This is a genomic window from Alistipes sp. Marseille-P2263 (assembly GCF_018101075.1).
GTDB lineage: Bacteria > Bacteroidota > Bacteroidia > Bacteroidales > Rikenellaceae > Alistipes > Alistipes dispar.
Genome location: NZ_JAGQEJ010000001.1, coordinates 143,923 through 158,432, shown reverse-complemented (window position 1 = coordinate 158,432; position 14,510 = coordinate 143,923). Strand labels below are relative to the sequence as shown.

At 57.9% G+C, this 14,510-nt stretch carries 7 protein-coding genes; all 7 read left to right on the top strand.

Going from position 1 to position 14,510, the window contains the following annotated elements:
• The first annotated feature begins 339 nt into the window (after positions 1-339).
• The 7 genes from KB554_RS00635 to KB554_RS13370 are packed head-to-tail and all read left to right on the top strand — an operon-like array spanning position 340 to position 14,507.
• A complete protein-coding gene (locus tag KB554_RS00635) occupies positions 340-3,300 on the top strand; it encodes a TonB-dependent receptor (RefSeq protein WP_211034621.1) in 2,961 nt (986 codons plus the stop codon).
• A gap of 16 nt (positions 3,301-3,316) precedes the next feature.
• On the top strand, positions 3,317-4,852 hold the full coding sequence (locus tag KB554_RS00630; protein ID WP_211034942.1) for a RagB/SusD family nutrient uptake outer membrane protein: 1,536 nt from the start codon (positions 3,317-3,319) through the stop codon (positions 4,850-4,852).
• 11 nt (positions 4,853-4,863) lie between these two features.
• On the top strand, positions 4,864-5,778 hold the full coding sequence (locus KB554_RS00625; protein WP_242116196.1) for a DUF4984 domain-containing protein: 915 nt from the start codon (positions 4,864-4,866) through the stop codon (positions 5,776-5,778).
• A 19-nt stretch (positions 5,779-5,797) separates the two neighbouring features.
• The gene (locus tag KB554_RS00620; protein ID WP_211034620.1) at positions 5,798-7,537 is read left to right on the top strand and encodes a DUF5003 domain-containing protein; all 1,740 of its coding nucleotides are present in this window, start codon (positions 5,798-5,800) and stop codon (positions 7,535-7,537) included.
• Positions 7,538-7,572: 35 nt separating this feature from the next.
• Complete coding sequence (locus tag KB554_RS00615) at positions 7,573-10,359, top strand: DUF4458 domain-containing protein (protein ID WP_211034619.1); 2,787 nt, start codon at positions 7,573-7,575, stop codon at positions 10,357-10,359.
• Positions 10,360-10,386: 27 nt separating this feature from the next.
• Positions 10,387-12,351, top strand: coding sequence for a BACON domain-containing carbohydrate-binding protein (locus KB554_RS00610; RefSeq protein WP_211034618.1), 1,965 nt, complete (start codon positions 10,387-10,389; stop codon positions 12,349-12,351).
• Between the two features lie 26 nt (positions 12,352-12,377).
• Positions 12,378-14,507 carry a S8 family serine peptidase gene (locus KB554_RS13370; RefSeq protein WP_211034617.1) on the top strand — a complete coding sequence of 710 codons (2,130 nt, stop codon included), beginning with the start codon at positions 12,378-12,380 and terminating at the stop codon, positions 14,505-14,507.
• Positions 14,508-14,510 lie beyond the last annotated feature (3 nt).

Genomic DNA, 14,510 nt, shown 5'->3' with positions numbered 1-14,510 from the left:
GAAAGCAAAATTCCGGTTTTGACGGGCTTTTTCATCATCTTACGAATTGTTGGATAAAATCGCGGCAAGGTATTTATTAAAATTTGTTAAAATATTCGGGGGGGGTAGATCAATATTTCATAACGCATCTCCGGAAAAGTCGTTCCGAAATCCGGAATCCGCCGAAAACTGAAACCCGGATTTTTCTTTCTGTTTATTAGAAAGATGCGGAAATGCAACGGACGATAAACGCCGCGATATGCCACTGTGTGCATGATTTTCTGTTAAGAATTGAAATAGGCCCCTGCTTTTTTATGTGAATCAAAATCTCTACATTTGCCGCGTAAGCAATTTAATTACATGCAAAGAATTCTACTCAAACTAAGCTTGCTTGCATTTACGGTATTCGCGATTTCCCGAAGCTCCGCGGCCGTCCGGACCGAGGGGGGGGGGAAATCCGTCACCGTTAGCGGAGTAGTCACCTCCGCGGAGGACAAGCAACCCCTTATCGGGGTAAGTGTGATTTCCGGCCCGTCGAGCGGCGTCACGACCCTTGCGGACGGAAAGTATTCGATTCAGGTCGCCCCCGGCACCAAACTCACGTTCCAGTACATCGGTTACAAGCCCGTGGAATATCTCGTTCCGCAGGGGAAGACGAGTGTGACCTATAATCTGGAGATGCAGAGCGACACCCAGACGCTCGACGACGTGGTCGTCATCGCCTACGGCGTGCGCAAGAAAGGCTCGATCACGGGCTCCGTGTCCACGGTCAAGGCCGAGAAGTTCGCGGATACCCCCACGGCGGCCTTCGATCAGGCGTTGCAGGGACAGGCTCCCGGTCTGTCGGTCATCTCCAATTCGGGCGAACCGAGCAAGGCGGCCGTGTTCCAGATCCGCGGAACGAACTCGATCAATTCGGGGACCTCGCCGCTCTTCATTCTGGACGGCGTGCCCATCGAGAGTTCGGATTTCAATGCGATCAACCCGGGCGATATCGAGTCCATCACGGTGCTGAAGGACGCCTCATCGACCTCGATCTACGGCGCCCGTGCCGCCAACGGCGTTGTGGTCATTACGACCAAGCGGGGGCATTCCATGGATCAGGCCCAGGTGGCGTTCCGTGCGCAGTACGGTTTCTCGCAGCTGGCGCGTGCGAAATGGAACATGATGAATACCGCCGAGCGCATCCGGTTCGAGAAAGAGGTCGGGCTGGACGCGGGCCAGGACTACGACGTGCTTTCGCGTACGGATGTAAACTGGTTGGATGCCGTTTTCAACGACAGCGCCCCGCTGCAAAGTTACGGGGTGTCGGTCAATCGCGCCACGGAAAACCTGAACTATTACGTCTCGGGCGGCTTCTACGATGCCGAGGGCATCGCCCAGAGCTCCTCGTTCCGGCGCTACACGCTGCGGGCCAATACCGATGCGAAGGTGGCCAAGTGGCTCAAGATGGGGACCAACACCATGCTGACCTACGAAGAGGCCGAACAGGCCGACGAGGGGGAACCCGCCTTGTCGAGCCCCATTTTCGCCTGCCGCCTGATGCTTCCTTACTGGAATCCCTACCGCGAGGACGGTTCGATCGCTTCGCAGGGCGACGGCAGTTGGACGGGAACGGGCGTGAATCCCCTGGAGTACATGGCGAACAATCCCGTGAAAAATAAGAAGTACAAACTGATCTCGACGATTTACGGCGAGGTGACCCCCGTCGAAAACCTCACGATTCGTGCCCAACTGGGTGTGGACTTCTCCCATTCGACGGGATTCGGGCAATCCTATCCCAGCTATATCATCAACAACGGAGACGGCAGCGCCGGACGGAGCTCCACCGACATTCTGAACCTCACGGAAACCACGACGATCAACTACCGCCTGAATATCAACGGAGATCACGATTTCAATTTCATGGTGGGGCAGGAAGGCGTGGACTATACCTCCGAAGGGTTCCAGGTTTGGACCGCCGGTCAGACGAACGACCACCTCACGAACGTATCGTCGGGCACGCGCGCTTCGAGCTGGAACGACGTCACCACGTCGTATGCCTATCTTTCGTTCTTCGGCCGTGCCGAATACAACTATCGGAACCGCTACTACGCCGACTTCTCGGTGCGCGCCGACGCTTCGTCGCGTTTCGGCAGGAACAACCGCTGGGCGGGCTTCTGGTCGTTGGGTCTGATGTGGAACGCCCGTCAGGAGCGCTTCCTGCAGAATGTCGATTGGCTGACCAACGCGCAGGTGGCTTTCAGCACCGGTACGTCGGGTAATTCCTCGATTCCGAATTTCGACCACCTGGCGCTGGTGAGCGGCGGTCCGAACTACGACGGCAGCGCCGGTACGTATCCGTCGCAGAGCGGTAATGAGAGCCTCACGTGGGAGAAGACCTGGTCCACGAACCTGGCTCTGCGTCTGGGCTTCTTCGACCGTGCGAATCTCGAAGTGGAGTTCTACAACAAGAAGACGACCGACATGCTGATGCTGGTGCCGGAGTCCTACGGAGTTACGGGCGAGGGCCAATATTGGGATAATATCGGCGCGATGGTCAACCGCGGCGTGGAGATCAACGTGAACGGCGATGTATTCCGTACGAAAAACTTCGTCTGGAATCTGAACGCCAACGTCTCTTACAACCGCAACAAGCTGACGGAGCTTTACGGCGGCGTGACGGAATACGTCAATTCGACGACGGGGCTGAAGTATCAGGTGGGCCACGAGGTCGGCGAGTACTTCTTCAACCGCTTCGCCGGCGTGAACCCCGCCAACGGCGATGCCCTCTGGTACACGAAGGACGGCGAAATCACCACCGAATACCGCGAGGAGGACAAGGTGATGACCGGCAAGTCGTACAATACCCCGTGGATGGGCGGCTTCGGCACGACGCTTTCGTGGAAAGGGATCTCGCTCTCGGCTCAATTCTCGTGGATGGCCGACCGCTGGGTCTTCAACAACGACCGCTATTTCGAGGAGAACAACGGCAACTATTCGGGCTACAACCAGTCGAAGCGGCTGTTGTACGACCGCTGGAAGCAGCCGGGCGACGTGACCGACATTCCGCGTTACGGCGTGGTGGCGCAGCAGGACGACCGTTTCCTCGAGAACTCGTCGTTCATACGTCTGAAGAACCTCACGATCTCATACTCTTTCCCGAAGGAGCTGCTGCGCAAGACCCGCTTCCTCTCGGCCGTGCGCATCTACCTGCAGGGACAGAACCTGCTGACCTTTACCGATTTCACCGGACTGGACCCCGAGTATGCGGGCAACGTCTATATCGGACAGTATCCGGCCACGCGCCAATACACGATGGGAATCGACATCACATTCTAAACTGCGACATACGATGATGATTCAGAAAATAAAAACCTATGCGGTGCTGACGGCCGCGGCGTTCACCCTTTCCTCCTGTTTGGACAAGTATCCGGAGGATTCGATTCCGTCGGACGGTGCGCTTACGACGGTCAGCGAGGTGAACGAGGCGATCATCGGCATTTACGCCTCCTTCATGAGCAGCTCCCTCTATTCCGGGAACCTGACGCTGCTTCCCGATATCCAGACCGACCTGGTCTATGGCGTGAACGGCAATACGGGCGTTTACGGCGACGTTTGGCGCTGGAACGACATTCTCTCCACCAATCCGGAGATCGAGTCGGTTTACGGAGCTCTGTACACCGTTATCAACCGCTGTAACTTCGTTCTCGACCGTGTCGATGCCGTCCGTGCGGCGACTACGGACGATGAGGAGCTGGACCTGCTGGACCAATGTTGCGGCGAAGCCTATTTCGCCCGCGCGCTGGCATACTCGGAACTGATCAAATGCTTCTGCGAAGCCTACGAGAACGACGGCAAAGACGGCGAACGTCCGGGAGTCGTGCTTACGAAGCACTACAAGGGCGACGAGCCGATGCGGCGCGCCTCGCTGGAGGACTCCTACAAGTTCGTGCTCGATGATCTCGACAAGGCTGCGGAGTTGTTGAAGCTGGAGGACGACTTCACTCCCTCGAACACCCAGCTTTACAGCACGGGGTATTTCAACGAATACACCATTTATGCCCTGCGGGCGCGCGTGTCCCTTTACATGAAAAACTGGGAGGATGCCGTGAAATACGCCACCGAGGTAATCGACAGCGGTTATTACACGCTCACCAGTTGCAATCAGTATACGACGGTCAGCGGTTCGCAGGTGAATCTGTACCAGTATATGTGGGCGATGGACGTATCGACCGAAACCATCTGGCAGATAACCTTTACGATCAACTCCTACGGCGGTGCCCTGGGAACGGTTTTCGCCAACTACGACAATACGAGCTACCGTCCCGACTACGTGCCGGCCTACTGGGTCCTTTACGATCTGTACGACAGCAACGACCTGCGTGCCACGTCGATTTTCGGCGAGGTGACCACCGGTTACAGCCACGGGCTGACATGGCCGCTGCTGACCAAGTATTTCGGCAATCTGTCGTTTACGAGCAACAATATCTACGGCGTTACGATGCCCAAGGTGTTCCGCCTTTCGGAGCAATACCTGATCCGTGCCGAGGCCTATGTGCAGCAGGGCGATTACAACAGCGCCGGCAAGGACATCACCAAACTGCGGACGGCCCGTTACTCCAGCTACGGCAGCTCGACGTCCATGACTGCGGACAACGCCATGGACATCATCGAGCAGGAGCGCGTGAAGGAGCTTTACATGGAGGGTTTCCGCCTGCACGATCTCAAACGCTGGCACAAGGGCTTCGAGCGCGAGCCGCAGGAACAGTCGCTCTCCAACGGCAGCAGCCTGAAGGTCGAGGCCGACGATCCGCTGTTCGTTTGGCCGATCCCGCAGCACGAACTCGACGCTCCGGGCTCGGAGATCGAACCCAACGAAAGTAACAAATAAACATTGGGAATATGAATACGATGAATATACGATTCATGAAATATGCGGTCGTGGCTGCGGTGACAGCGTTGTCCGTCGGCTGCAAGACCGGAGATTTCACCTATACGGGTCCCGATTACCTCATGTTCGCCGACACCATGTACCGGTACGGGGTGCAGCAGAGCAACGAGATCTTCAACGTCCGGGTATCCGCTACCCGGGCGGCGGATTACGACCGCAAGGTCGGCGTGGAGATCGTCGACCGCGAGAGCAACGCCGTGGAGGGGCGTCACTACCGGCTGCTCGCCAGCACGGTGACCATTCCTGCGGGGCGGCTCGCCGTCGATGTGCCGGTGCAGGGCATCTATGAAAATATCGGTGCGACGGATTCGCTGGGCTTCGCGCTGAACCTGATCGTGCCGGAGGATAAACAGTGGGATCACTACGGAACACGTACCAAGGTGGTGATGCAGAAAGTCTGCCCGTTCGACATCAACAATTTCACGGGTTACTGTACGGTCACCTCGACGTTCTTCATGTCGGACTTCGTGCAAAGTACCAACACCATGCGGCTGATCACTTCGGATGCGGTCGAAGGCAAGGAGAATACGGTCGTGCTGCACGACCTCCTTTACGACGGCTACGACGTGGAGATTTCGTTCGACAGCAGCGACGTGCTGGAGCCTGCTGTGAATATGGAGGAGCAGGCGTGCGGTTCGACCGGCGAGGTGATCGGATCGCTCTTCGGCGACGGCAGGGTGGTGATGTACCAGCCGACGACCTATACCTCCTATTACAGCACGTGCGAGAATTTCGTATTGCAGTATTTCACGATGATCGTGCGTAACAAGGACGGCTCGATCTACGGTTCGCTCGGAACCTATGTGAATATCATCGAGTGGATCAGCGACGCCGAGGCCGAAAAACTGAAGGAACAGGGATATTAATCATAAAAATCATACGACTATGAAAACGTTGAATGGAATGATAGGCCGGGCGATGGCCTGGACGGCGATGCTGGCGATGGCGCTGAGCGTCGGCGGTTGCTCGGACAGCGATAGCGACAACGACGGCCCGGGCGATGTGACGTTTCCCGAGAAGGATGCGATAACGGTCGATGCCGGGCAGGACCGGACTTTGACGTTCTCCGCCGATGCGGAGTGGAAACTGACCAGCAACGCCAGTTGGTGCCGTTTCGTGGACGGGGATTTCGTGCAGACCACGATCAGCGGTGAAGCGGGCGACCAGTCGGTTACGATCCGCGTTTCGGATGACAACCAAAATTCCGAGAAGGACGATGTCGCTGAGATTACAATGGCTATGGGCGGTAAGTCGCAGGTGATTTACGAGATCACGCGGCCGCGCAAGGGAGCGTCGTCCCTGATCGTGAAGGATGAGAGCGGCAAGGTGATAGATGCGGAGAATCCGCTGCTCGTCAAGGGCGGGAATATCACTTCGCCGGTCCAGACGACGGTCACGCTGGAGATCGACGACGCAAGTGCCCAGCTCGGTGTTTTGACGGACAAAACCGCTTCGTGGGTGACGGTTACGGCGCTAACGGGCACGAACGACTATGCGGTCAGTTTCAAGGACGACAATGCCGACGGAAAGAACCCGAAATACGCGATCCCGGCAGAGGAGAATGCCGTAATCACTTTCGCGGCCCAGAAGAACGGCAGTACCGTCGCCGAGGTCGCCATTCCCATTTACTATGAGGGCTATGCCGAGGGCGCTTTGATCTTAGACCCCAGTTACATGAGCGTAACGGTGAGCGAAGACGGGCGGACGATGACCGGTGAAGGCGGTGTGAGCGGCAGTGAGAGCGTCGATTACGGCGGTGAACTGATTTCCACCGTTACGACCCGCAACGATGCGTTTGAGATCGTGGAGATCGCCTACACGGCGACATACGACCAGTGGGGGACTCCGACGGAGGTGAACTATGATTTCTCGGCGAACGGCGATCTGGATTGGGTCACGACTTCGAAGATCGCCGGCGAGACCGATGCCAACGTCAAGAATCGCGTCAGGCTGACGGTCAGCGAGCTTCCCGAAGGGGAGGAGCCGCGCAATGCGACGGTGATGATCTTCCCGAAGGCCGTTTACGATGAGATCAAGGACGATCTCCAGGGTAATATCATCGACAGTGAGGGGGACCAGGCGACCCACGACATCAAGTCCGCCTACAACACGTATATCATGGCCAAACTCACGCAGGGATCGGAGAGTGCGGAGCCCGAAGGAAGCGTTTCGTTCGCCGGTTACTATTACACCAGTTTCGACGGGGAGGCCATGGCGATGACTTTCGAAGAGGTCGCCGGTATGGGTGCGGGACTCGAGCCTAAGATGGAGAACATCAGCGACACTCCCGAAGGCGACGCGATCTTTTCGGACTACGGGCTTTCCGTGATGCCGAATAAGAACGTCTGGAAGGCGACCGTTCCGGCCGGAATGATGGGTGACGCGAGCAACCGCCTGGGTATCGCGGCCGTCGGCATGCCGGAAGGTGCGATGCTGGGAGAGGCTTTCCCCGTGAGCGGCATCACCGGCGAAGCGGTCTCCGCCCCGACGACGGGCGGGCAGACGGTTTCGCTCTGGAGCGTCTATATCGCTGACGGCGGGAAACCCTCCGGATATCAGGTCGTCATCATGAATCAGAATAGCGGGATTATAGAGGCTGTATGCGTGGTGGAGGTCACCGACTGATCCGCACGAATGGAAAACCGAATTGAATGAACGATATGAATCGAATGAGAAATATAGTGAGCCGCCTGTTCCTCTTCCCGCTTTGCGCACTTCTGTGGGGTGTCGTGGCATCGGGTTGTTCCGATGAGGAAGACGGGTTACAGCCGGGCAAGTACGGATACGTGCAGTTCAAGCTCTACAAACTGGCATCCTACGATAAGGATACCGGCGGGGAGACGACGCAGCGGCAGACTTCGCAGGCGTTTACCCGTGCCGGGGCGGACAAGCTGGGCGATATCCGGAAAATGGAGATCGAGCTCCGTTACGGGGAGACCAGCATCACGCAGACGCTGATCCTGAACTCTTACAATGAGGAAAACGCCGAGTTCGGCCTGCGGACCGACAAATTGCAGTTGCTCGCCGGCGAGTACCGGATCGTAGGCTACCGGCTTCTGGACAAACTGGATGAGGAGATACCGAACGCGGCGGCTCCCATCGACGAAGCGTTCACGGTCGTGGCGAACGGACTGACGGTGAAGGACCTGACGGCCGACGTGCAGGCCCGCGGCATGGTGCAGTTCCGCCTGACGAAGGAGGGGTTGCCGGAGATCGGGCGTGCTGCTGCGACGCTCGCTGCCGACGACGGGGACAAATCGTTCCTGTTCAGCAATATCGCTTTGGTGAGCGTTACTGTGAAAAACACGTTCACGCAGGACGAGATTGATTTCGAGGAGTTGAAAGTGACCTATGAGGAGCAATACGAAGAGTCGCCCTCGGCGGATGATCCCGATGACAAATACAAGGATGTCGGCACGGCCAGGTGCGATTCCGTCGTATGGCTGCCGACGGGAACGTACCGGGTAACGGCGTATACGGTTTATTCCAAATCGGGGAGCACGAAAACGGCGTTGGATACCCGTATGGGGCTTCAGGGCAAGGAGTTCACGGTCGCAGACAACGAGCTGACCGAGGATGCCGAGATTCCGGTGCAGCTTTCGGAGGAGGCCGAGAACATCAAGGACTACAAGGCGCTGCGCGAAATATGGGAGGCGCTCGACGGCAAGAACTGGAGCTACCGGGGCGAGGGCTCTCCGGCCGGCGCCAACTGGAACTTCAACAAGGAGATCGACATGTGGGGCGACCAGCCCGGCGTGGGGCTGAACAGCGAGGGGCGTGTTACGTCGCTGTCGCTGGCCGGATTCGGAGCCAAGGGCGTCGTCCCCGATGCCATCGGCCAATTGACCGAATTGCGGATTCTGTCGTTCGGTTCCCATGACGAAGAGATCGGCGGCGCGCAAGGCGGCGGTCAGCTTTTCGGTCCGAACGGTATTCATCCGGACATGACCGATGCGCAGAAACAGAAGATGCGGATGCACTACTACGATATGTTCGTGCGCCGCGATTCGCGCGAGGATCTCTCCGAAATGTTGCAGTGGGTGATCAACCGCGATCCGAAACAGAAGAAGATCGTCAAGAGCAGCCGTATCGAGCCGAAAGACGTGCCGGCAGGCAATACGACCAACGGCATTACGGCCATCTCGAAAGCCGTGATGCGGCTCAAGAATTTGCAGCAGCTCTTCATCGCCAACGCGCCGATCGAGGCCGGGGATGTCTTCACCGACTGGCAGGGCGAGAATACGGCCTACCGTGAGCAGTGGGCCGAGGAGTCGAAGAACTGGAAATGGGGCGACCTGACCGATCTGACGGATATCGAACTCTACAACAACCCGAATTTCACCGAGCTGCCGGCGTTCCTCCGGGAGCTGCCCGAACTGCAGGTGCTCAACGTGGCGTGCAACAAGGGAATCGCCGACATGGGCAGGGAGTGGCGTCGTCTCGTCATGGGCGACGACGAGACCCAGACGGCCGTGGCCGCCAAGCTTCAGATGATGTACCTGAGCTACAACAACCTGCCGGAGTTTCCCGAATCGGACGTGCTGCGGAGGATGAAGAAGCTGGGCATGATCGACTGCATCCACAGCGGTGTGAAGAAACTGCATGCTTTCGGTACGGAAATCAAGCTGGCGCAGGTGAGCCTCGACTACAACGAAATCGAGGAGATTCCCTCCGAGTTCTGCGGGTTCACGAACGAAACCGAGACGTTGAGTTTCACGCACAACAAGCTGAAGAAGATTCCCAACATCTTCGACGCCAAATCCAAATACGTGATGGGCAGCGTGGATTTCTCGAACAACCAGCTCGGCGCGACGGACGGCAAGGCGTTCGATGACGACTTCAACGGTATCAATACCAGCGAGCTCAATCTTTCGAACAACCGGATCAGCGTTTTTCCCAAGCAGCTCTTCTCGACGGGATCTCCGATCACGACGTTGAACCTGATGGCCAATATGCTGGCCGAGATCGAAGAAGGCGATCTGCAGGGCGAGAACACGCATCTGATCACCTCGATCGACCTGCGGTTCAACCGGCTCTCGGAGCTGCCCGACGATTTCCGGGCCACGACGATTCCCTACCTACAGGGTTTCGACATCAGCTACAACCGGTGTGCGAAGTTCCCGACCAACGTGCTCAACTGCTACGAGCTCCAGGCCATCGGCGTCCGCCACCAGCGCGACGAGCAGGGCAACCGCATCCTGCGCGAGTGGCCCGAGGGTATTACGAATTGTCCGAGTTTGTTGCAGTTGCAGATCGGAGGGAACGACATCCGCAAGGTCAACGAGGCGATGACCTCGAAACTGTGGATCGTCGAGGTGAAGGACAACCCGAACATCTCGCTCGACGTGTCGGCGGTCTGCTCGCTCATCCAGCAGGGAATGTGGCTGCTCATCTACGACAAGACGCAGGATATCAAAGGCTGCGATGCATTGGATATCGAGCGGTAAGGACGTATAACATAAAAACTGAATCGGATGAAATTCAAGAATAAGATAGTGTATGGTCTGGTCCTCGGTGCATTTGCGCTGGCTTCGTGCCAGAAAGACGAGGACGGGCCGACGATCTCCGGCGATTCGCTGACAGTGGACCGCGAGGAGATCCTCGTGGGTCCCGACCGCATTCACGAGACGGTTCTGGTCACGGCATCGGACGATCTCGAATGGGTTACCAGCTCTTCCAGGTTCTTCGTGTCCACGACGCCTGCCAATGGCACGGGGTCGGCCGAGGTGACGTTCGTCATCGACTCCACGCTGGAGGCGGGCTCCCGCACGGCGCAGGTCCGCATCATGAACCGCAACGACGAAAGCGAGCGGAAAATCATCAATATTACGCAGTTCGGCTATGGAAAACAGATTCTGCCCAGAAAGCCGGAGGTGCAGATCGAGAGTTCGGCGTCCTATGACGATCGTTACATCGATGCCACGATTACGACCAATGTGGCTTTCGAGGTCGATCCGGCGGTCGAGTATGAACTGGGCGAGGAACTGACGCCCGAGGACCAGGCGTCGTTGTCGGAGAGCGACCTGAAGAACTGGATCCGCATGGACGGCATAAAGATTCCCAGCGCGGAGGAACAGAATGCCGAACTGGACAGCAAGGATCGCCCGCGGTCGTTCGACATCCGGATTCCGTGGGAGATGAACACGATTCCCTATACGCGTATCGCGAAGATCAAACTGGTCCCGACCGATCCGGATGTCGAACTGGTGGATAAGGACGGCAATCCGACCGGAGAGGTATATATTACCGTGACTCAGGAATCCGCACAGCGCATTACGGACGACCGTGCGGGCGACTCGCTGGCCGTGGTGATGATCAACGAGAAGATCCAGAGCATGATTTCGTGGGATACGAGCGAGAACATGACCAACTGGGACGTGGTGACGCTTTGGGAGGAGACCGACGAGGACAAACCTTCCGAAGAGGCCGTGGGCCGCGTCCGTTCCGTGACGTTCTCGATGTTCAACCTTCAGGAAGGCGAGACTTTCCCGCGTGAGATACGTTATCTGAAATACCTCGAATCGGTTACGCTTCAAAGCAACACCAACCGTCAGATCCGGGAGATGGACCTCGGCGAGGAGATCGGGGAACTGGAACACCTGAAGAGCCTGACGGTGAATTCCTACGGTCTGAAGGGTCTGCCGGCGAACTTCGTCCGGTTGGGACAGACGTTGGAGAAACTCGATCTGGGCGCCAATAACTTCGCGAAGCTGACCGACATCACGACGGTCGTGAACAAGACCAACTTCCCGAAACTCAAGGTGCTGAAACTTTCCGGCAACCGCCGCAACGATACGACCGGCGAACTGAATACGGAAAACCGGGAAGAGCTTACCGGCGGAGAACTCGGAATGTATCAGAATCTGACTACGGACAGACAGGCGTTCATCGACCTGCTGAAGTGGGATGCGCTGGAAGAGCTCAGCTTGTCGTACGAACTCTTCGAAGGCTCCCTGCCGACCGACGAAGAGATGGCCGCCGCCGGATTCGTGACCTACAAGGAGACGCCGCAGGCGGAAGAGAAGTATCCGCTGTTGCAGGACACCTGCCGCTGGCTGCTCACCGACCGCGAGGTGGCACTTCCCGGCATGAACCGTAAGGTGAAGGGCAGCGAGGTGCTGTGCGTGCTGCCTTACGCCAAAGTATTCGCCATCAACCTGAACTTCCTGACGGGCGACGTACCCGACTGGATTCTGTTCCATCCTTATCTTCAGGAGTGGAATCCCGACTCGATGATCTTCAACCAATGGGAAGACGGCAAGGATACGCAGGGCAACTCCGTAGGTTTCGACAATGTGAAGAACAACCCGGATTTCGGATACGGATATTATTACGGAAACGGCAAGGAGGCGAACCGCAGCGAAGCGGCCTATCCGATGTACTACAACAAGTACGTGGGAGGCGGCGACGAAGGCGGCACGTGGCCCGACCAGCAGTAAAGAACGATAAAAAGCCAATGGATCTGATGAAGAGATATTATGTATATGCGGCGCTCTTCGCCTTTGCGTTGACGTCGTGCGTCAAGGAGGATCTGGAGCAGGGAACCCCTGCTCCGGCCCCCGGGACGGAAGTGAAGCTCCCGGCCGACGCCGAAGCGGGGGAGCTGCTGATCAAATTCAAACCCGAGATGTCGGATATTCTGGACCGGACGTTCACTCGGGCTACCCGTAACGGCGGCAGCGGTGTGATGACCCGTTCGGGCATTCCTTCGACCGATGAGATTCTGGATATTCTCGGCGGTTATCATTTCGAGCGTATCTTCCCGCGCGACGAGCGGAACGAGGCGCGGACCCGCGAAGCGGGGCTCCATCTCTGGTACAAGGTGAAATTCGACGAGAATGCCGATCTGCATGAAGCTGCCCGCAGGCTGAGCCTGCTGGGAGAAATCTCCGCCGTGCAGGGCAACCACCGGATCAAGCGCGCTTACGATGCCAAGCGGCTGAAAACCTACATGAGCAACGCCGCCGCACAGCGCCTCTCCGCGACGCGCGCTGCCGAGGACGACATCGACTTTTCGGGGCTGGGACTGCCGTTCGAAGCCGATCCCGCGCTGAAGTACCAGTGGCATTACAACAATACGGGCGACTATTCGTTCAAGGAGAACAATCCGGACGCGAAGGTCGTCGCCGGTTGCGACGTCAATTGCGTGGAGGCGTGGAAGATGTGCACGGGCGATCCTTCGATCGTCGTCGCCGTGCTCGACGAGGGTGTGATGTACACCCACCCCGACCTGGAGGCCAATATGTGGAAGAACGACGGCGAGGTGCTCAATGCCGGCAAAGACGCCGACGGCAACGGCTATGAGGACGACGTTTACGGCTACAATTTCGTGGAGGACACGGGCCTGATTTCCTGGACGGGCGAGGGCAACACGGGCCACGGCACGCATGTCGCCGGAACCATCGCCGCCGTCAACGGCAACGGCCGGGGCGTCTGCGGCATCGCCGGCGGACACGACGGCAGCGGCAGCGGTGTGAAGATCATGTCGTGCCAGGTCTTTGCGGGCGACATGAGCTCCACGCTGGACCAGGAGGCCAAAGCGATCAAGTATGCGGCCGACAACGGCGCGGTCATCCTGCAATGCAGTTGGGGATATATCTCGGCCGATGCCAACCAGGCGATCTTCGGCACCGTGCTGGGCCCCGCCACCGAGGAGGAGTGGGAAGCGACCTATCCGCTGGAGAAAGAGGCGCTGGACTACTTCATCCAAAATGCCGGATCGCCCAACGGTGTTATCGAGGGCGGCATTGCGGTCTTCGCCGCAGGCAACGAGTACGCCGCCACCCCCTCCTTCCCGGGAGCCTATTCCAAGTGCGTGACCGTCGGAGCGCTGGATGCAGGGTTCACTCCCTCGAGCTTTACGAACTACGGTGTCGGGGTGGACGTGAGCGCTCCGGGCGGCGACATGGAGTACTACGGCAAGGTCGGCGAGGAGGATCCCGAAGGGTGGCTCGACGAAGGCGGTACGCCCGTCATGGGCTACGGCTCGGTCCTTTCCACGTGGTTCATCGACGGCCAGCCGGCTTATGGCTATATGGATGGCACCTCGATGGCTTGCCCGCATGTGTCGGGTGTGGCGGCGCTGGGATTGTCGTATGCCGTGCAGAAGCGGCGCCATTTCAAGGCCGACGAATTCGTTTCCCTGCTGAAGCAGTCGGTTAAGGAGATCGACGACACCTACCTGAAAGGCAACAAACTCTACTACTACACTCACAACTATGCGAGCGCTCCGGCTACCAAGATGGCTTTGGCCGATTACCGCGGTAAGATGGGTACGGGTATGGTCGATGCGGGGAAGCTGCTGAAAGCGGTCGAAGGGGCCGGTTTGGAGATGAAGCTTCCGAACATGTACGTCTCGACGGACGGATCGGCGACGCTCGATCTGGCGTTCTACTTCGAGAACGGCCGCAACTTGACCTATACGGTCTCGGTGGCCGATGCGCAGATCGCCGAAGCGTCGGTTTCCGGAACGATGCTGACGGTCGGAGGCGTGGCTGCCGGATCGACGAAAATCACCGTCAAACCCTCCGTCGGACAGGAGCAGACGATGATCGTCACCGTGCGGAAAAATGCCGGCGACAGCGGTTGGATGTAGAAT